15 protein-coding genes and 1 tRNA gene are annotated in these 17,212 nt (G+C 59.3%); 12 read left to right on the forward strand and 4 right to left on the reverse strand.

The window, feature by feature from the left end:
* Positions 1 to 15: 15 nt before the first annotated feature.
* Positions 16 to 2,361: a heparinase II/III family protein gene (locus GTP58_RS29785; protein ID WP_161080554.1), complete on the reverse strand. Its 2,346-nt coding sequence runs from the start codon at positions 2,359 to 2,361 to the stop codon at positions 16 to 18.
* A 510-nt stretch (positions 2,362 to 2,871) separates the two neighbouring features.
* Here GTP58_RS29785 and GTP58_RS29790 point away from each other — a divergent pair.
* The 9 genes from GTP58_RS29790 (at position 2,872) to GTP58_RS29830 (ending at position 12,102) form a co-directional block, all read left to right on the forward strand.
* Positions 2,872 to 4,320, forward strand: a complete 1,449-nt coding sequence (locus GTP58_RS29790; RefSeq protein ID WP_161080555.1) for a lipopolysaccharide biosynthesis protein — start codon at positions 2,872 to 2,874, stop codon at positions 4,318 to 4,320.
* A gap of 3 nt (positions 4,321 to 4,323) precedes the next feature.
* Positions 4,324 to 5,313, forward strand: a complete 990-nt coding sequence (locus GTP58_RS29795) for a deacetylase (RefSeq protein WP_161080556.1) — start codon at positions 4,324 to 4,326, stop codon at positions 5,311 to 5,313.
* Positions 5,310 to 6,074, forward strand: a complete 765-nt coding sequence (locus tag GTP58_RS29800) for a hypothetical protein (RefSeq protein WP_161080557.1) — start codon at positions 5,310 to 5,312, stop codon at positions 6,072 to 6,074. The genes GTP58_RS29795 and GTP58_RS29800 overlap by 4 nt, the downstream gene beginning before the upstream one ends.
* A 2-nt stretch (positions 6,075 to 6,076) precedes the next feature.
* Positions 6,077 to 7,231 (forward strand): glycosyltransferase family 4 protein, encoded by a 1,155-nt coding sequence (locus GTP58_RS29805; protein WP_161080558.1) that lies wholly within the window; start codon positions 6,077 to 6,079, stop codon positions 7,229 to 7,231.
* Between the two features lie 20 nt (positions 7,232 to 7,251).
* The gene (locus GTP58_RS29810; RefSeq protein ID WP_161080559.1) at positions 7,252 to 8,373 is read left to right on the forward strand and encodes a glycosyltransferase family 4 protein; all 1,122 of its coding nucleotides are present in this window, start codon (positions 7,252 to 7,254) and stop codon (positions 8,371 to 8,373) included.
* Positions 8,370 to 9,953, forward strand: coding sequence for a hypothetical protein (locus GTP58_RS29815; RefSeq protein WP_161080560.1), 1,584 nt, complete (start codon positions 8,370 to 8,372; stop codon positions 9,951 to 9,953). The genes GTP58_RS29810 and GTP58_RS29815 overlap by 4 nt, the downstream gene beginning before the upstream one ends.
* A 91-nt stretch (positions 9,954 to 10,044) precedes the next feature.
* Positions 10,045 to 10,119: transfer RNA gene (locus GTP58_RS29820), tRNA-Arg, on the forward strand.
* A 167-nt stretch (positions 10,120 to 10,286) separates the two neighbouring features.
* Positions 10,287 to 11,288, forward strand: coding sequence for a site-specific integrase (locus GTP58_RS29825; protein ID WP_161080561.1), 1,002 nt, complete (start codon positions 10,287 to 10,289; stop codon positions 11,286 to 11,288).
* Positions 11,289 to 11,337: 49 nt separating this feature from the next.
* A complete protein-coding gene (locus tag GTP58_RS29830; RefSeq protein WP_161080562.1) occupies positions 11,338 to 12,102 on the forward strand; it encodes a hypothetical protein in 765 nt (254 codons plus the stop codon).
* A 229-nt stretch (positions 12,103 to 12,331) separates the two neighbouring features.
* Here the strand turns inward: GTP58_RS29830 and GTP58_RS29835 are convergent, their stop codons facing one another.
* On the reverse strand, positions 12,332 to 13,087 hold the full coding sequence (locus GTP58_RS29835; protein ID WP_161080563.1) for a hypothetical protein: 756 nt from the start codon (positions 13,085 to 13,087) through the stop codon (positions 12,332 to 12,334).
* Positions 13,088 to 13,244: 157 nt separating this feature from the next.
* Here GTP58_RS29835 and GTP58_RS29840 point away from each other — a divergent pair, with 157 nt between their 5' ends.
* Positions 13,245 to 13,658, forward strand: a complete 414-nt coding sequence (locus GTP58_RS29840; RefSeq protein WP_229215803.1) for a hypothetical protein — start codon at positions 13,245 to 13,247, stop codon at positions 13,656 to 13,658.
* Entirely contained in the window at positions 13,655 to 13,915 is a 261-nt protein-coding gene (locus GTP58_RS29845; RefSeq protein ID WP_161080564.1) for a hypothetical protein, read from the forward strand. The genes GTP58_RS29840 and GTP58_RS29845 overlap by 4 nt, the downstream gene beginning before the upstream one ends.
* Positions 13,916 to 13,964: 49 nt before the next feature.
* Here the strand turns inward: GTP58_RS29845 and GTP58_RS31990 are convergent, their stop codons facing one another.
* On the reverse strand, positions 13,965 to 14,261 hold the full coding sequence (locus tag GTP58_RS31990) for an STAS-like domain-containing protein (RefSeq protein ID WP_161080565.1): 297 nt from the start codon (positions 14,259 to 14,261) through the stop codon (positions 13,965 to 13,967).
* Positions 14,252 to 15,151, reverse strand: a complete 900-nt coding sequence (locus tag GTP58_RS29855; RefSeq protein ID WP_161080566.1) for an ATP-binding protein — start codon at positions 15,149 to 15,151, stop codon at positions 14,252 to 14,254. The genes GTP58_RS31990 and GTP58_RS29855 overlap by 10 nt, the downstream gene beginning before the upstream one ends.
* Positions 15,152 to 15,727: 576 nt before the next feature.
* On the opposite strand from GTP58_RS29855, the gene GTP58_RS29860 reads away from it, so the two are divergent.
* Complete coding sequence (locus GTP58_RS29860) at positions 15,728 to 17,182, forward strand: hypothetical protein (protein ID WP_161080567.1); 1,455 nt, start codon at positions 15,728 to 15,730, stop codon at positions 17,180 to 17,182.
* The last annotated feature ends 30 nt before the right edge of the window (positions 17,183 to 17,212 follow it).

The following is a 17,212-nucleotide window of genomic DNA, read 5'->3' on the forward strand; positions in this document are numbered from 1 at the left end:
GTTATCGGGTCAGCGTCATCGGGGATTGTAGGTCGCCTTGCCTGCTGCGTAGGTCACGGTCCAGGTTGGACCGGTCACTACCCAGCTGCCGTCCGATTTGCGCGCTGCGGTCGGCAGCGCCGTGGCGCAGTCGACACTCATCACGGCGGCAAACGTGGTGTTCAGCGCCGGCGTGGCCATCGCATAGCGGCCATGCCACTGGCCAGCCACGGCAGCGCCGCTAGGCGCCGTGATCGGCTTGAGCACCAGCGGCGTTTCGCCGGACACCTTGCCGCAGGCCGTGGCATCGACATTCTTGATGGTAAAGCTGGAATTGTCGGACGCGGTCGGCGCCACCTGGCCGTGCACATTCCACTCCCAGGTCACGGCCGTTTTGGCGCTCAGCGTATCAAACACCAGCACCGTCGACGGCCGGATATACACCAGGGTACGGGTGGCGGTGGTGACCGGGCTGTTCGCCACCACGGCGCTGCTGTACGCTTTCGAGGCGTCGCCGGTCACGATATCCACGGCAGCGGTGCTCTTGAACGCGGTGACATTGCCGGTCGACGTCACATCGCCGCGACCGTTGGACGAATTGCCCTGGCCGATGCCGCCGTTGTAGGTAATGCCATTGTGGGCCGCGGTGGTTTTGAGCCAGTTGACGTAGTTGTACGAACCATAATAGTCATACACACCGGTTTCCACCAGCAGCGCGCGGCCCTTGCTGTTGAGTACAAAGGTGTTCTGGTCGGCATGCGCGTGGCCATACGAGCCATAGTTGCTGCTCTTGAAGTAGACCGAGGTCCGCGCGCGGTCGGCCAGGTCGCTGTGCATCGCAGTCCAGCCCACGGACGGCAGGTAGATCGAATTCGGGGTGCCCGCCGGCAGCGAGGTCTGGCGCGTAAACACCGGCGCCAGGATGGCTTGCAGGCGCGAGTAGTCGCCCCCCACCCACTGCGTGTTATACCAGTTGTACAGCGGATCGTTGATGCGCGCCGCGTACGGACGGAACAGACGGCCGTTGGCCTCGGTGTTGTCGCCCTCGGCGCCATCGCCAAAGATGCCAAACGGGCTGCCCGGTGGATAGAAGTACACCAGCTGGCGGCCGAAATTGCGGGTCCAGGTCTTGTGCGTGATGTCCATGCCGGTGGTCCAGCGGATGATGTCCCAGATCTCGGCCGACTCCAGCGCCCAGATCGAATAGTTGGTGCCGCCGGCAAAGCCGCCGTCGTCGCCGCCCCATGGGCTCAGCCATTGCGGGAACAGCGGGTAGCTCGCGGCAAACCAGTTCTTGGCATCGGCCACATTGCCGGCCATCAGGGCCGCGATCGACACGGTGGCCTGCAGCGTATCAATGGCAAAGCTGTCCAGCGGCTTGGCCGCCAGGCCTTCCTTGATGTCGGTCAGCGAAGCCAGCATCGGCGCCACGCGCGCCGCCACCGAGGCTTCGATTTCCGCCCGTTCGGCGGCGGTAAAATCGGCATACAGCCAGTCGTAGCACACCGCCATGGTCCACACCAGGCGGAACGCGGACAGGGTTTCGGTGGCCCACGAGGTCGAGCCGTTGGGATCGAGGCGCGCCATGAACAGCACGCGGCGGCGGGCGTCGGCCAGCACCGCCGGTTCGCGCTCCAGCGAGGCCACCAGCGACGCTTCGCGCGCGCCTTCGGCCAGCTTGACCATCTGGTTCATATACGCCAGGTTGGCCGTGGCAATCGCTGCCGTGGCGTAGCCCGCCACGGCCGACTTGGAGGCCGGATCGAGTGGCATGACTTCGGTCAGCTTGGCGGTGACGCGCTTGCGCAAGCCGCTGTAATCGGCCGCACGGCTGCCAGTGCGCAGGTCCGCCAGCCAGGCGCTGCGCTCAGCGCCGACCGGCTGCGCACGCGGCCGCGCCAGCGCTGAGGCTCTGGCAAATGCGGTATCCACGCTAGGTACGCTGAAGTCGGCGGCGCCGCTGCTGATCTGGAAGCGGCGCGACGGTCCCCAGGCCGTGGCGCCCTTGACGCGCACATTCCAGGTGTAATAGCCGGCGCCCAGCTTGGTCGGGTAATACAGCCACGGGGTGGCGCTGGCCGTGGTGGTCAGCGGATTCAGTATGCTGAAGGTGGCGTCGTTGGCACGGCTCACCTTGACTTCATAGCCGGTGGCGCCGTTCACATTCGACCAGGCCAGGACCGGTGGATCATGCTCAATGACAGCACAGTCGATCGGCTGCAGCGAACGGTAGAACGGCGAGGTCTGCGGCCATTCCGAGGTCAGATTGGTCGGTGTACAAGCGAGCGGGGTGGCCACCGGACCTGCTGCAGCGGGCAGGTTGTAGGCGGACAAGACCAGCATCATCGGAACGGACAGGCGTCCCAGCTTAGATTTCAGCATAATATGCTCCTGAATACTCATCGATATTAGTAATGGTCATGGCTGTGGTGGCCCAAGCTGCTGGGGCTCCTACGCCGGCATGCGTTGCACAGCCGGAAATCATGCTGTTTGGGGCGCCGGAACCGGACTCGGGGTCTGCAACGGACGCCCCCAGTTCACGTGCACTGATCAACGACTTGCTGTAAAAGAAATTTTCCCTGCGATGGCAGTATGAACTGGTACGATACGCTGAACGGCGTCTGTCGGCAACGGAATCATGTTGCCACTCACTATTATCTGTTGCTAAGCACCAGCAAGTCACTCAATTTACAACGATCTGGTAGCCGCACGCTAATCTTATCAGTACGCCAATTTTCACCGGCATGTTGTACAATATTCCAGCAATCACGGTCCGCCCCCGGACACCTTGTTCCTTTCCTCGCACCCACTACCCTTGATCATGAGCCTGAGCCGTCTCTGTCGTTTGTTGCGCCCTTCGCATGTTACTTACTTGATGCAAGGTATTCCAGCATGAGTCTGGGCCGCCGCTCTTTCTGGCTGGGCTTGTCGCAAATGGTCGAGCTTGGCCTGCAGGTGATCCTGCCCATGGTGCTGGTGCGCCACCTGACCGTGGCCGCGTTTGGCGACTACCGGCTGGTCTGGCTGATCGCGTCCACCGCAGCCACCATGGTGCCGATGGGCATGCCCGACACGCTGGCGCTGTTCCTGCCGCGCGAAGACCGCGACGGCCGCCGCGCCCACGTCGCCGTGACCGCGCTATACATGGTGGCGGCCGGCCTGCTGACCGGCCTGCTGGTGGCGCTGGGCGCCGCCCTGATCGGCCCCAGCGCTGAATTCCGCGCCATGGCCTGGATCACCGGCGGCTTCACCGCGCTGTGGGTCACCGGCGTCATGCTGGACTATCTGCCGGTGGCCGACGAGCGCGGCGACTGGCAGGCGCGCGTGGTGATTGGCGTGGCCGTGGTGCGCACCACGCTGGCCTCGGCTGCCGCGCTGGCGTTTGGCCAGGTCGAGTATGTATTTTATGCGCTGGCCATCAGCGCCGCCCTGCGCCTGCTGCTGCTGCTGCGCTATGCGCGCGTGCACCACCAGCTCGGCAGCACCCTGCCCAGTGCCGCGCACTGGCGGCGCCAGGTTGACCGCGCCTGGCCGCTGGGCCTGTCGTCGCTGATGATCTCGGCACGCCGCCAGGCCGACCAGTGGATTGCCGCCTTCCTGTTCGGCCCGGTGCAATTTGCCGTGTTCTCGCTGGGCGCCGTGTTTGGCTCGCTGGTGCTGATGATGCGGCGCGCCGTCTCCAGCACCTTTTTGCCGTCGATGAGCAAGCACGAGGCCGGCGGCGACTGGCAGGCCGTGATCGACACCAACAACCGCGCCAACCTGGTGGTGGCGTTTTTTGCGGTGCCGCTGCTGGCGTTCATCTGGTGCTTTGGCGAACCGATCTATACGCTGATCTATACTGAAAAATATGTGGGCGCAGTGGCCGTGATGCGCATCCTGACCGTGAGCTGGCTGCTGCAGATCGTTGAATTGAACAGCCTGATCATGCTGGCCGGGCAGATGCGCTACGCGGTGCGCATCGGCGGTCCGCTGCTGCTGGTGTCGCTGCTGATCAGCTTTGGCGCCGCGTATGCCTTTGGCCTGGCCGGCGCGGCGGCCGGCGGCGTGGTGATGGCCTTCCTGGAACGCAGCCTGCTGCTGCGCCAGCTGAGCCGCACGCTACAATTACCGGTAGGCCAGCTGCAATCCTGGGGCATGCTGCTGGCCATGCTGGCGCTGTCCGGGGCGCTGGCGGCGCTGGGCCGGCTGGCCTATGAATGGCGGCCGCTGTCCATGCATCCGCTGCTCGGCATGCTGCTGGTTGGCGCCGTGCTGCCCCTGCCTTATTTCCTGGTCGCCCGCAAAGCGGGCTGGCTGCCACACACGCTGCTGGCGACCCCAGCGCTACGTCAGAGCTGAACTATGAAACCATTCATCATCACCATCGATACCGAGGGCGACAACCTGTGGGGCCGCCATGCCGGCGCCCCGGGCACCCGCAACGCCGAGTACATCCCGCGCTTCCAGGATCTGTGCGACGAATTCGGCTTCAAACCGACCTACCTGACCAACTGGGAAATGGCGCACGCCCAGCCTTTCGTGCACATGGCGCGCGCCGCCATTGCCGAGGACCGCGCCGAGGTCGGCTGCCACATCCATGCCTGGGACAGCCCGCCGCAGGTGGCCCGCACTGCGGACGACCACCGCCACCATCCGTATCTGATCGAGTATCCGGACCAGGTCATGCGCGCCAAGGTGGCCGGCCACACGCAGCTGCTGGAAGACACGTTTGGCTGCAAAATGGTGTCGCACCGGGCCGGCCGCTGGGCCATGGACGAGCGCTATGCGCGCCTGCTGCTGGAACACGGCTACACGGTGGACTGCTCGGTGACGCCGGGCGTGTCGTGGCAGCGCCAGCCGGGCGCGCCGGACGGCGCCGGCGGCAGCGACTACCGCCACTTCCCCGAGCAGCCCTACTATATGGACCCGGACAATATCGCACGGCCGGCACGCGCCGGCCAGCGCGCGCTGCTGCAAGTGCCGATGACCACGCGCGCCTCGTGGATCGAGCGCAGCGCGCCGCAGCTGTACCGCATCCCGGTGCTGCGCTCGCTGGCCTACCGCGTCGCCGAACCGGTGCACTGGCTGCGCCTCAAGCGCAACAACCTGGCCAGCGTGCTGCAGCTGGTGCAGCGCGAAGCCGTGCGCTCGCCCTACCTGGAATTCATGATCCACTCGTCAGAGTTCATGCCGGGCGGCAGCCCTTACTTCCCCGGCGCGCACGATATCGAGCAGCTGTTTGCCGATATGCGCACCCTGTTTGCGGCCATCGCCCGCACCCACCACGGCATGACGCTGGGCGCTTTTGCCGCCCAGTGGCAAGCCGGTTCCAGCAGCGCGGAGGCGGCATGAGCGAACCCACTTGCATCCACCACAGCGGCCGCTGGGTCGACACCACCGAAGCCTGGTTTGGCCGGCCGGCGGGGCAGCCGCGCGGCGACCTGATGATCGCGCGCCAGTGGCCCAGCGCCGACTGGCAAGGCAGCGTCAGCGAAAAGCACACGCTGCTGGTCGACCTCAGCGCGGCGCAGGAGGTCTGGCAGCAAGCCTATAAAAAAGACACCCAGTACCAGGTGCGCCGCGCCGAGACCAAGGACCAGCTGGGCTTTCGCCTGCTGGACGCGCCGAGCGCCGCCGAGGTCCAGCAGTATGGCGATTTCTACGACGCCTTTGCGGCGCAGAAAAGCCTGCCGCTGTGCGACCGCCACTACCTGCTGCAGGCGGCCCAGGCCGGCGCCCTGCTGCTGAGCTGGGCCGAACAGGATGGGGCGCCGCTGGTGACCCACAGCTACATCCTGTCGCGCGGCCGCGCGCGCCTGCTGCAATCGGCCTCGCTGTTCCGCGCCAGTGCCGACAGCGCCCAGCGCACCATGATCGGCCGCGCCAACCGCTGGCTGCACTTCAAGGACATGCAGGCGCTCAAGGCAGCCGGCTGCAGCACCTACGATTTCGGCGGCTGGTACGCCGGCAGCACCGACAAGGCCAAGCTGCAGATCAACGCCTTCAAGGAAGAATTCGGCGGCCAGGTGACGCGCGAATATGATGGCGTCTTTGCACTGACCTGGCGCGGCCGCCTGTACCGCTGGCTGCGCCAACTGCGCGGAAAGGCTTGAGCATGCGGATTCTGATTGTATGCCCGGGCCTCGGTTATGGCGGCGCGGAAACCCAGATTATCGCCATGGCACGCGGCCTGCAGGCGCGCGGCCACGCCGTGGCGCTGTACCTGCTGGTGAAAGGCACGGCGCGCGTGGAGGAAGTGCGCGCGGCCGGCATCCCGCTGTGGGAAGACAGCAAGCGCAGCCGCATGGACTGGCAGGTCCTGCGCCGCATGCGCGGCGTGATCCGCGCCTGGCAGCCCGACCTGCTGCACGGCTATCTGTTTGACGGCAATCTGTACGCGCGCCTGGCCGTGCTGGGCACCGGCCTGCCGGTGCTGTGCGCCGAGCGCAGCAGCGACTACGACCTGCGTCCGGCCCAGCAGTGGGCCCACCGCGCCACGCGCTGGCGCAGCACGGGCGTGGTGGCCAATTCCTGGGCCGGCGCCGCGCTGGCCAAGCGCATGTATCCCGGCCTGGAACCGCACATCCACGTCGCCTGGAACGGCATCGACGTCGATGCCGTGCAGCGCCGCGCCGCCCAGGCCCAGGGCTTGCGTGCCGAACTGGCCATTCCACCTTCTGCGCGCATCGCCTGCTTTGTCGGCTCGGTCAAGCCGGACAAGGACTTCCTGCTGGCGGTGGCGGTCACGCGCGCGCTGCAGCAGCAGGCCGGCCGGCCGTGGCACATCGTGTTCATCGGCGCGCCGATCGGCGAATTCCTCAATTACACCACCGGCGGCCGCACCGAACTGACCAGCTACGCCAGCCAGGTGGAAGCGGCCTTCGCCAGCTTGCCGCAGAATGGCCAGGTACACCGGCTCGGCAACAGCAAGCAGGTGATCGAACTCATGGCGCAGTGCGACGTGCTGTTCTCGACCTCGGCGCGCGAAGGCTTCCCCAACGTGGTGCTGGAAGCCATGACGGCCGGCGTGCCGGTGGTCAGCACCGCGTATTCCGACATCCACCTGATCCTGCCCAACGCCTGGCAAGTCGTCGGCCAGCGCGACGGCGCCGCGATTGCCGCGGCCATCGACCGCGCCGCCAGCGACAGCACGCTGCCGGCCCAGCAGCAAGCCTGGGTCGCCCAGCACGCCTCGCTGGACTGCGCGGTCGACACCCTGGCTTCCATTTACGCTCTTTATACGGCCCCGCAGCCGACCCCGACACTGTGACAAAACCACTCCATTTGTGCATGCTGGCCTTGACGGCCTACCCGGTGCTGGCCGGCCGCCGCGATTCGCGCGAACTGGGCGGCGCCCAGGTCCAGCAAGTGATGATTGCGCGCGCGCTGGTGCGCGCCGGCATCCAGGTGACCTTTATCTGCATGGACTACGGCCAGCCGGAAGAGGAATGGATTGACGGCATCCGCGTGATCCGCACCTACGGCCCCAACGACGGCGTGCGCGGCCTGCGCTTTTTCCATCCGCGCGTGACCGGCCTGTTCAAGGCCATGCGGCGCGCCAACGCCGACGTCTACTACCAGCGCTGCTCCGGCATGACCACCGGCCTCATGACGGCCTGGTGCCGCTGGCATCACAAGCCGGCCATCTACGCCGGCGCGTCCGACCTCGACTTCCAGCCGGGGCCGCCCAACGTGCACAACCGCCGCGACCGCTGGCTGTTCAACCGCGGCCTGCGCCAGGCTGCAGCCGTGGTGCTGCAGAATCCGCGCCAGCGCGAGCTGCTGCAGGCCAACCATGGCCGCGACGGCACGCTGATCCCGAGCTGCTACGCCACGCCCGACCATGCCGGCCAGACCGCACCGGCCGGCAGCGCGCGCGAAGTGCTGTGGATCGGCATGATCCGCAAGGTCAAGCGGCCTGACCGCTTCCTGGCGCTGGCGCGCGCGCTGCCGCACGTGCAGTTCCGCATGATCGGCGGCGCCATGGGCGACGCGCCCGAGGTGCTGGCCTACTACGACGCCATCGCGCGCGAAGCGGCCACCCTGCCCAATCTGCACTTCATGGGCTTTGTGCCGTTTGCCGAGGCGGACAGCTATTTCGACCGCGCCGCGCTGCTGGTCAACACCTCCGACCATGAAGGCTTCCCCAACACCTTCCTGCAGGCATGGTCGCGCAAAGTCCCCAGCGCCGCCCTGTTCGACACCGGCTCGCGCGTGGACGGCAAGCCGCCGTACGCGCTGGCCGACAGCGACGCCGCACTCGAGCAATGGGTGGCGCGCCTGATGAGCGAGCCGGCCGCCCATGCCGAACTGGCAGAACTGGGCCATAGCTACTTCCAGCGCGAACACGCGCCGGCGGCGACGGCGCAGCGCTATCTGGAACTGCTGTCCCGCCTGGTGGACGCGCGATGAGCGGCCACAGCATCCGTTTGCACCTGGTCAGCAGCAGCACCACGCTGCCGCTGTGGGCGCGCAATATGGTCGCGGCCATGCTGGCGCAGCCAGGCGCCAGCTGGCAGGGCTGGACCGTGGCGGCCGCCAGCGCCACCACGCTGGGCCTGGCAGAACGCCTGTACCACGCGGTGGACCGCCGCCTGATGGCCACCGGACCGTCCGTGGACGCCCCAGCCACGCTGCCGCAGCCACCGGCCATCACCGGCGCCGACTGGCCGCGCCGGGATGGCCGCATCCAGCTGCCAGCCGCCGCGCTGCACGCCTGGCAGCTGGCCGGCATCGACCTCGTGGTATGGCTGCTGCCGCAGCCGCCGCAGCTGGAAAGTGCGGTGCCGCCAGGCCTGGGCCTGTGGCTGCTGACACTGGACGGCATGGCGGCCGCCGACCCGCGCGCGGGCGCCCACGCCATGCTGAACGCACCGCATCTGTGTGAAACCCAGCTGCTCGATTACGCCGCCACGCCGCCGGCGCTGCTGTACCGCTCAGTCAGCGCGGCAGTGACCAATTCGCTGTCGGCCACCCGCCGCCGCGCGCTCAACAAGGCGCAAGCCTTCATGGCGCGCTGCCTGGCGGCGCGGCTGGCTGGCCGGCCGCTGGTGCCGCCGGCCCAGGCCGACCTGCCCGCGCCAGCCACCACCACCACCACCACGCCGCCGGGCGGCATGGCGCAACTGCTGGGCGTGGCGCAACGGGTAGTGCACAACCGGCTCGAGCGCAAGCGCCACCTGGACCAGTGGCAGCTGGCCTTCACGTTTGATGCCACGACGCCGTGGCATCAGCTGGACCGCTTCCATTTCATCGTGCCGCCGCCCGAGGTGTTCTGGGCCGACCCGATGCCGCTGTACTGGCAGGGCCAGCACTGGATCATGTTTGAAGAACTGCCGTTTGCCGCGCCACGCGGCCGCCTGCTGGCACTCGAAGTGCATGCCGACGGCAGCTACGGCACGCCGCTGCCGGTGATGGAAACCCCGTACCACCTGAGCTATCCCTTCATGATACGGCAGCAGGACCAGCTCTATATGGTGCCCGAGACCTCGGCTACGCGCCGGGTCGAGCTGCACCGCTGCACCGGCTTCCCGGGCCAGTGGGAACTCGACAGCGTGCTGCTGGAAGGCGTCAACGCCGTGGACGCCACGCTGCGCCAGCTGGACGACGGCCGCTGGTGGATGTGGGTCAGCGTGGTCGAGGAAGGCGCGGAACGCGGTGAAGAACTGCATCTGTACTATGCCGACCGGCTGCAAGGCCCATGGCAGGCCCACGCCGCCAATCCGGTGGTGTCGGACATCCGCTGCGCGCGCCCGGCCGGCCCCATCGTGGCCGACGCGGCAGGCCTGCTGCGGCCGGCGCAAAACAGCGCGGCCGGCTACGGCCACCACATCGAATGGCGCCGCATTACGGCGCTGACGCCCGAGCACTACGCCGAAGAAGCGGCCGGCAGCCTGCAGCCGCAAGGCGACCCGCGCTGGCTGCGCATGCACACCGTTGGCGAGGCCGACGGCTTGCGGGTAGTGGATGTGATGGTGCGGCGGCCACGCTGAGCACAAAAAAACTTGTGCAATCTGGCCGCAACGCAGCCTGGGCCTCGGCTATAATTGCCCCCGTCCCGGCCAACGCGGCCGACACCGCGTCCTCCCCGTAGCACAATGGATAGTGCACATGCCTCCTAAGCGTGGGATACTGGTTCGATTCCAGTCGGGGGGACCACTAACCTCTTTCACTTAACCCTACTTAGCGCCATTTTCCTTGGGTTTTTAGAGGGTTACAGCCTTTCTCCGGTTTTATCAAAACCAGCAAAACACCACTAAAAAACCATTGTTTTCTGCTACGATTTACGACAAATTTACGACAGAATTACGACGGGGTAGGCAGGCATGGCGAGCATCAGAAAAACCACTGGCGGATGGCAAGCTCAGATAGCGATTCTTGGAACGCGAGAGGCGCGGCGATTTTCCACTAAAGCTGAGGCCGCCAGTTGGGCGGCTGAGTTAGAGACACAGATCCGACGGCAACAAAGCACTGGGATTGATCTCAGCAAAACGGTAGGTGACGCATTCGATCGGTACGGCGCCGAAGTATCTTTACATAAGAAGAAGACGAAGTGGGAGCAAAACCGCCTTAAATTCATCGGTGAGCAGCAGATCAACGGCAAGTCCATCAAATCTATTCTGCTGCAAGATATGTCTTCGGATCTTTGGGGGCGATGGCGAGATCATCGGCTGAACGTCGACAAGGTCGAAACCTCGACCATCAACCGCGACTTTAGCCTGATCTCAAACGTGTACACAGTTGCCCGGCGTGAGTGGAAGTGGATCGCCACGAGTCCAACGACCGATGTGCGCCGCCTAAAAGATCCCGAATCGCGCAACCGCAGGATTTCTCAAGACGAAATCGACCGAATTACGCTAGCGAGCGGCTTCGATGAATTGAAGGTGACGAAGGTGAGGCAGTGCGTTGGCGTAGCCTTCCTCTTTGCCATCGAAACTGCGATGCGGGCAGGCGAACTCTGCGGGTTGACCACAGCGACAATCAACGGCACTGTCGCCACCCTACTTGACACGAAGAACGGCACACGCAGACACGTACCTCTTTCCAAAAGAGCGCTGGAACTGCTTAGCTTTTTGCCGACCAGGGAATCCAGTGATCCGCTATTCGGGCTAACCACAGCCTCGCTGGATGCCAACTACCGAAAGATTCGTGCGGCTGCAGCTGTCGACGAGTTGACCTTCCACGACACGCGTCACGAGGCCATTGTTAGATTGTCCAGCAAACTAAACGTACTTGAACTCGCGCGAGCAGTAGGCCACAGAGATCTTAAAATGCTGCAAATCTACTATAACGAAACAGCAGAAAATCTAGCACAAAAGTTGGGATAATGCTTTCAAGCAATCACTACACTATCTAACAAGTCATCGGAACAACGACATGGAGCTAAGCGAAAAATTTATCGCCACACTTGCCAATTCGATCATCGAGTTACAATTTACAAATTGGCGATTTTACGTGGCAATTATTTTCACCTCATTCGTGACTTCACTTTTCTTTTCATGGGCAAAGTCATACGGTAGCGAGCGCGGAAAATTTCGCGCTATTACAGAAAATTTTTCTGAAATAAAACGCCAGCTGTCGGAGACCACTTCTACCGCAAAAAATATTGAGTTATCACTCTCTCACAGCGAGTGGGCAGTTAAGGAGTATAAAACTGTTCGTCGCAACAAATTAGAGGATCTAAGTTTAGCTACTTACAGAACTCAAGAATGGATTAGTGAACGTTTACATTTTTCAGGGGATGAGGAATTTAAATCATCCGGTAGCCCAGTATTCCAAGTATTGATGCTATCGGAGCTTTATTTTCCAGAGTTAAAGCCATTTAGCCTTAGCTTTTTCAATCTCCATCAGGAATTTCTAAAAACCGCATTAGAGTGCGTATCAGAACTTAGAGTTGCAAACTCTGAGATGAAAAAAATACAAATTAGCGTTGACTTTGCCAAAGAGACAAAAGATGTAGCCAAAATGGGAGAGCTAGTATCCCAATATGGGGAGGCAGTAGATAAATATACCGAAGTGAGAAATGCAACGCACACGCCGTTAATGAATAGCTATCAATCATTCACAACTAACTTACATCAACTGCAAGACGAAATATCCAAAATTATGGAGAAAACGATTCGAGACCAGAAGATTAATTAGTCCTTTCAGTTAACTGCAACTTATTCTTATATCGCAGGAGGCTCTGACGCGTAGGCAAGCATATAGTACTCCATCATGCAAAGTATCGATGACATAATTGGTTTCCGCTTGCCGAAAACCGATGCATCGAAAAATCAGCCACTTACGATAACATTGCCATTTTCCTGCCACTTTTCCGAATACCAATTAACGGAATCGAACTGGCTCCCGGGCTGCGCTCCTGACACGATCAGCTGTGCGCGACTGACAAATTGACTTTTCCGGCTTGATAAGCGAGAGTGGCCACGGTAATGTAGTCGCTGGCAGCACTTACTATAGCAGTCATCTCTTGAGCCTTTTGGCAAATTTTACCCATCAGATTGACTTCTTGACTACCTTGGAACTCTTGAATCGCAGGTTGGTTTACCACTAATTCACCAGTTACCTGTGTCAAAGCACGTCTGAGAGCATATGGCCCGTGAATTGGATAGAGTTCCAATCCCCGAAGCAGTAACGCAATATGCTTCCTAACCATTTGCAACAAGCGCTCTGGCAGCTCGGATTGGTTGACTAAATTTTGCAGTGCCGCTATCAGTGCCTTGAGTTCATCGAGATCTTCTGCGTCAAATTCCGATTCATCGGACGGAATACCTGGAACCATGTAGCGTAATTGCGTCTTTACTTCGCCTGCTAACCAAGCCTTTGGCTCTTTGATCGTATTTTGTAGCAGCCCAGGTGAGAAGGCCCTTCGCGCAATGGCGATTGGGTGGAAGTGAAGATCAGCTTCATAGGTGCCGCGTTCGTCTAAAGTCTTTTTCAGCCGATCAAGCTCATCGCTTAGCGCACATAAACGCTCGGCTACTTTAAACGGTTTCACATGGCCATCGGGTTCTTCAACTCCCAAAATCGCTCCCCACGCGTCCATTCCGCTTTCACCATCCGCGTGAGCAAGAAACGCATTAATTATCGCAAGTAACCGTGAAGCGGAATTGTAATGTTGCGGCACACATCACCTGTCAAGTTACTGAAAATTCTACTCTAATTGAGAACTGAAAATAATGCAATTTGGAATGCCTTGGTTATGGATACGATGGTAGCGGCCCAAATTTGCGCAAACTGATCGACGCCGCTAAGGTCGCGCAGCTGGACGAGAAAGGCGGTGCATGATGGGCTGGAGCATCGGTTACGACGAAAATCACCAGCGGGATATAGGCTACGGCGTGCCAGCCTATTGCGATCACCTAGGCTGCGACAAGGAAATCGACCGGGGCGTGTCGCACCTGTGCGGATTCAACAGCGATACCGGCGAAGGCTGCGGTCTGCATTTCTGCGGCGACCATCTGCGTCAACGCTACATTAACCCGGCGCTAGATCCCGAAGAAGCGCCGCGCGGCCCACTGTGCGACGCCTGCAATTGCGGCGAGGACACCTACGCCAAAAAGCCAGATCATTCAGACTGGTTGCGCTGGAAGCTGGAGGATGATAGCTGGCAGCAGTGGCGCGACGAAAACCCGGCAGAAGTCGAACGCCTGCACGCTGTGCTGGCTGACAGACCAACTCCCCAGGAGGCAGGATGAGCACCGAAAAATTACTGACGAAGATCCTGGAAAAGCTCACCGCCCCGCCAGCCATCCCGCTTTCGATCGACCTTTGGGATATTGCGTCCATCGCCGCCTACCTTAAGCGAGACCCACAGGTCGTCCGCGAACGGATGGCGTGCCTGCCGAGCTTCCCCAAGGCGATCCGCCTGCCGACTAAAACCGGCCGCGCACAACCGCTATACAAAGCCACGGAGGTAAAAGCGTGGACGAACAGTCATCAGGAAAAAAATTGAGCAGAAACAAAACGGCGCTCCATTTGGAGCGCCGTTTCATTCAAAATTTTCAGTGTGCTGCCCTTCGCTTTACCTCAAAGCTGAATCGAGAACGAATCATCTCATTTATCTGTGAAGTCGTATTCGCGAAACGGACCCTTCGCTTTATCTCGTCAAAATTCCATCGGTCCAGAAGACTGATAAAGGCAACATTGACAAACGAGGAAGGGACCGAGTCTACTCCCTCTAGCGAGACCACAAGATCCCCGCTCGCTTCGAGATTAGAGGCGATCACATCATGAATGATCTGACCGTCTTCGCTGTTATAACAGCGATCAACAAAATCTAGAACTCTTATCATTCCCATATGAACTCCTCGTGTTCGACTACGTCAGGCACAAAATCGCGAATATCAAGCTGGGCACGAATCAGGGTTCCCGGATAAGTGGCCGTAGCATTTCGCCCAGATCTTTTAGAACCCTGCTCCGACACCCCAGATGGTACACAAGTATAGATCCCGTTGCCGGAGGTGATGACAATTTTTCCGGAATTCCGCTCGACAACATTTCGGATCAAAATATGAAGACCCGCGCCCATATTGCCGGGAGTACTTTGAGTTGTGAACCCCTCTTTGCACGCCAACTCGATCGCAGCATGGTCCGACGTGGTCTCGTATTTTATTCTTACCCTGCCTGGAATTCCCACTCCAAAATCGGATACGCAAATGGTTATTTTGCCAGTGGAAGCATCAAAGTGAGCAGCGCTACACCCCACCTCGATTGAGGAATGGTCACGGATGTTGTTGAAGACTTCCTCAAAGCAAACACGAAGAGTAGCGAGGGCCCGTGGATCACATTGCAAATTAGCCGCTAACCATGGGACTAATTCATTGTGAACATAGCCATGGCTTCGGTTGTACTCCACTAATTTTATGGGCAAAAATGCTCTACACGTTCGCGGTGGCGTAAGTTCCTTGCTACTAAGCGCTAGAAGACCTGACCGCTCCACAAATTCAGCCGCCCTGCACCATTCAGCTGCGTAGAACGATACCTTGATCCCCATGCGAGAAATCAATTCCATCAAGTTGCAAATGACTGTCACACCGCCAACTTGCAGGCCCTCGAGGCGACTAAAATCGAACAGGATGCTGTTTGGTCGTTTCGACAACCCCTTTAGTACTGCCTCGACGAACGGGTACAAGGTTGCATGATTAAGCTTTACCGGCAGCAAAAACGTGTGCTTTATTTTTGTGACCACATTATCATCGTTATTTAAAACAATACATCACACTATCACAGATGCCAAACTGCAACAACTGGATCGTTTTTTTGACACAGGTATGCAAATTCGTTCGAGCGATGTTTCCCGTTCCAATTACGACAAAATTACGACAATCAAGTGCAAGATGTTGATTATTAAGAATACTCGATTCCAGTCGGGGGGGACCAGCCCCGCTTTTTACTTCCCCCTGCTAAACGCCATTCTCCCTTAGTTTTCAGAGGATCAGCGCCATTGCGCTGCGTGACATGACTGCACAACTTTGGGGCAAACGGCGTGATCGTCAGCTGAAAATCGACAAGATTAAACAGCGCTTGGGGCTTGCCTTCCGACCAGGATAGAGCGCAGCCGCTTTACAAGGCGGTAGAAATCATAACCGGGGCCCATGGCCATCAAGCTCAGTAACACTCCCGTTTTTGGGCCCAGGGGCGAAAAGTCATATTAGTTTTAATTAACTTTAAAAGTTAAAAATATGATACCTTTGCAAAAGAGCCAATCGATCATATAAATAGATCGTATATTGCGCACTGGCAGATTCTGATTGCGGGGGATTTCATGGGCGTAGTTTGCAAAACTAAAAGCAGCAGTGGGAAAGACCTGTTTCTCGTGCTCGAACCACTTGTTGTGAATTACGCGTTCTGGATGAAATTCCTAAACGACGTCAATACTCTGGCGCGGCCAAGCGCTGATTCATCTGGGCAAACACAACTTTCCGATCTGCAAGAGGCGATCAATGGTTTTAAACGCGCATTGGATCTTCCACCTAATGACAGGACGATCCAATATATCGCCTACGCTACTTTCGACCTCAGCAGTATTTCCACATCTGACGATTGGAAGGCGCTCAATATTCAAATGTGTATGACGGTTACCGGGCACACAGGTCTGCCATTTACAACCCATATGGGAATATTTGCCAGCCCATTTAGTATTGCTGAAAAATTACCAGAGAGTTACACAACATCCAAGGAAAAGTTAGGAACGGTTAGTCCTCTAAAGCATTTTGCGGACAAAATATCACCCAGAATTTCTCTGTTGCTGCACTCCTTTGCGGTCCAGGCCTATGCGGCACTAAACCGGGAAAACGTGCCGCAATTTATGGTAACGAAGCCGATCGCTAGCATGAGAAAAATATTTCTTCACCGTCCTGAATGCATTGTTCAGAGCACGGTCTGCTATAACAGCCCAGATGAATTATTTGATAGTATGAAAAGCGGCAGCCGCACAGTCGGTTATTACGTCGATCCCACACAGACTGTTTTTATCATGGTCAGAATGCTCGACTTCAGCCTAATGGCGTACATCATACGGTCGGGTGCTTCGGCTTTTATCAACCCAACGTCTTCTAGCCAAGCAGAAATTTCCGATCATAAAACTGCTTCAAACAGTCGCCCCTCAACTTCGACAATCACCAGTACCAGCAGCATCGCGGCCCCCCGTCGTCCTATGACTCCAATGGCGAAGGGGGTTAACATCAATCAAACCGTTCATCCCGCAACCAGAGTCACGACTGGTAGCAGTAGCAACGCTGCAACCTCTCGTCCTGTAGCTCCGATTGCGACGAAAGCTAATAGCATCAATCCAATCCCTCGTCCCGTAACTATAGTATCGACCAGTAGTAGTAGTAGTAGTAGTAGTAGTAGTAGTAGTAGTAGTAGTAGTAGTAGTAGTAGCAGTAGTAGCACCGGCGGTTTTACCAATCCCACGGAAACTGCTATGACGAATAGTATTGATAGATTTGCGTCAATTCACCCTGCAAGTACTATGGTGACCAGTCCCAGCGGTTCAGCGCCAGACATTCATCCCGCCAGTCGCCCGCTAAATGTGGCGAACAATTGCAAACCGGGGGGGGACGAAATTGCGCCCTTCCTATATCTGCTCGCCTTCCACTCAAAGCATGACGCTGCCACGGTTTTTATTGATGCGGTAACGTTAAGTGATTTTCACCCACTGCTTTTACAACTAAACGGCACCACCATATCAGAAAACCCTGTTCGCGTTTTCAAATAACCATGAGCGTTCAACAGTGCCGCATAGTTG

This window comes from Duganella sp. CY15W (assembly GCF_009857555.1).
In the GTDB taxonomy this organism is placed as follows: Bacteria; Pseudomonadota; Gammaproteobacteria; order Burkholderiales; family Burkholderiaceae_D; genus Rugamonas; species Rugamonas sacchari.

Bases quoted from the DNA above. Each gene is read 5' to 3' on its own strand.
- GTP58_RS29795 (WP_161080556.1), top strand. From the start codon at position 4,324: ATGAAACCATTCATCATCACCATCGATACCGAGGGCGACAACCTGTGG.
- GTP58_RS29840 (WP_229215803.1), top strand. From the start codon at position 13,245: ATGATGGGCTGGAGCATCGGTTACGACGAAAATCACCAGCGGGATATA.
- GTP58_RS29805 (WP_161080558.1), top strand. From the start codon at position 6,077: ATGCGGATTCTGATTGTATGCCCGGGCCTCGGTTATGGCGGCGCGGAA.
- GTP58_RS29830 (WP_161080562.1), top strand. From the start codon at position 11,338: ATGGAGCTAAGCGAAAAATTTATCGCCACACTTGCCAATTCGATCATC.
- GTP58_RS29800 (WP_161080557.1), top strand. From the start codon at position 5,310: ATGAGCGAACCCACTTGCATCCACCACAGCGGCCGCTGGGTCGACACC.
- GTP58_RS29825 (WP_161080561.1), top strand. From the start codon at position 10,287: ATGGCGAGCATCAGAAAAACCACTGGCGGATGGCAAGCTCAGATAGCG.
- GTP58_RS29810 (WP_161080559.1), top strand. From the start codon at position 7,252: ATGCTGGCCTTGACGGCCTACCCGGTGCTGGCCGGCCGCCGCGATTCG.
- GTP58_RS29785 (WP_161080554.1), bottom strand. From the start codon at position 2,361: ATGCTGAAATCTAAGCTGGGACGCCTGTCCGTTCCGATGATGCTGGTC.
- GTP58_RS29845 (WP_161080564.1), top strand. From the start codon at position 13,655: ATGAGCACCGAAAAATTACTGACGAAGATCCTGGAAAAGCTCACCGCC.
- GTP58_RS29815 (WP_161080560.1), top strand. From the start codon at position 8,370: ATGAGCGGCCACAGCATCCGTTTGCACCTGGTCAGCAGCAGCACCACG.
- GTP58_RS31990 (WP_161080565.1), bottom strand. From the start codon at position 14,261: ATGGGAATGATAAGAGTTCTAGATTTTGTTGATCGCTGTTATAACAGC.
- GTP58_RS29860 (WP_161080567.1), top strand. From the start codon at position 15,728: ATGGGCGTAGTTTGCAAAACTAAAAGCAGCAGTGGGAAAGACCTGTTT.
- GTP58_RS29790 (WP_161080555.1), top strand. From the start codon at position 2,872: ATGAGTCTGGGCCGCCGCTCTTTCTGGCTGGGCTTGTCGCAAATGGTC.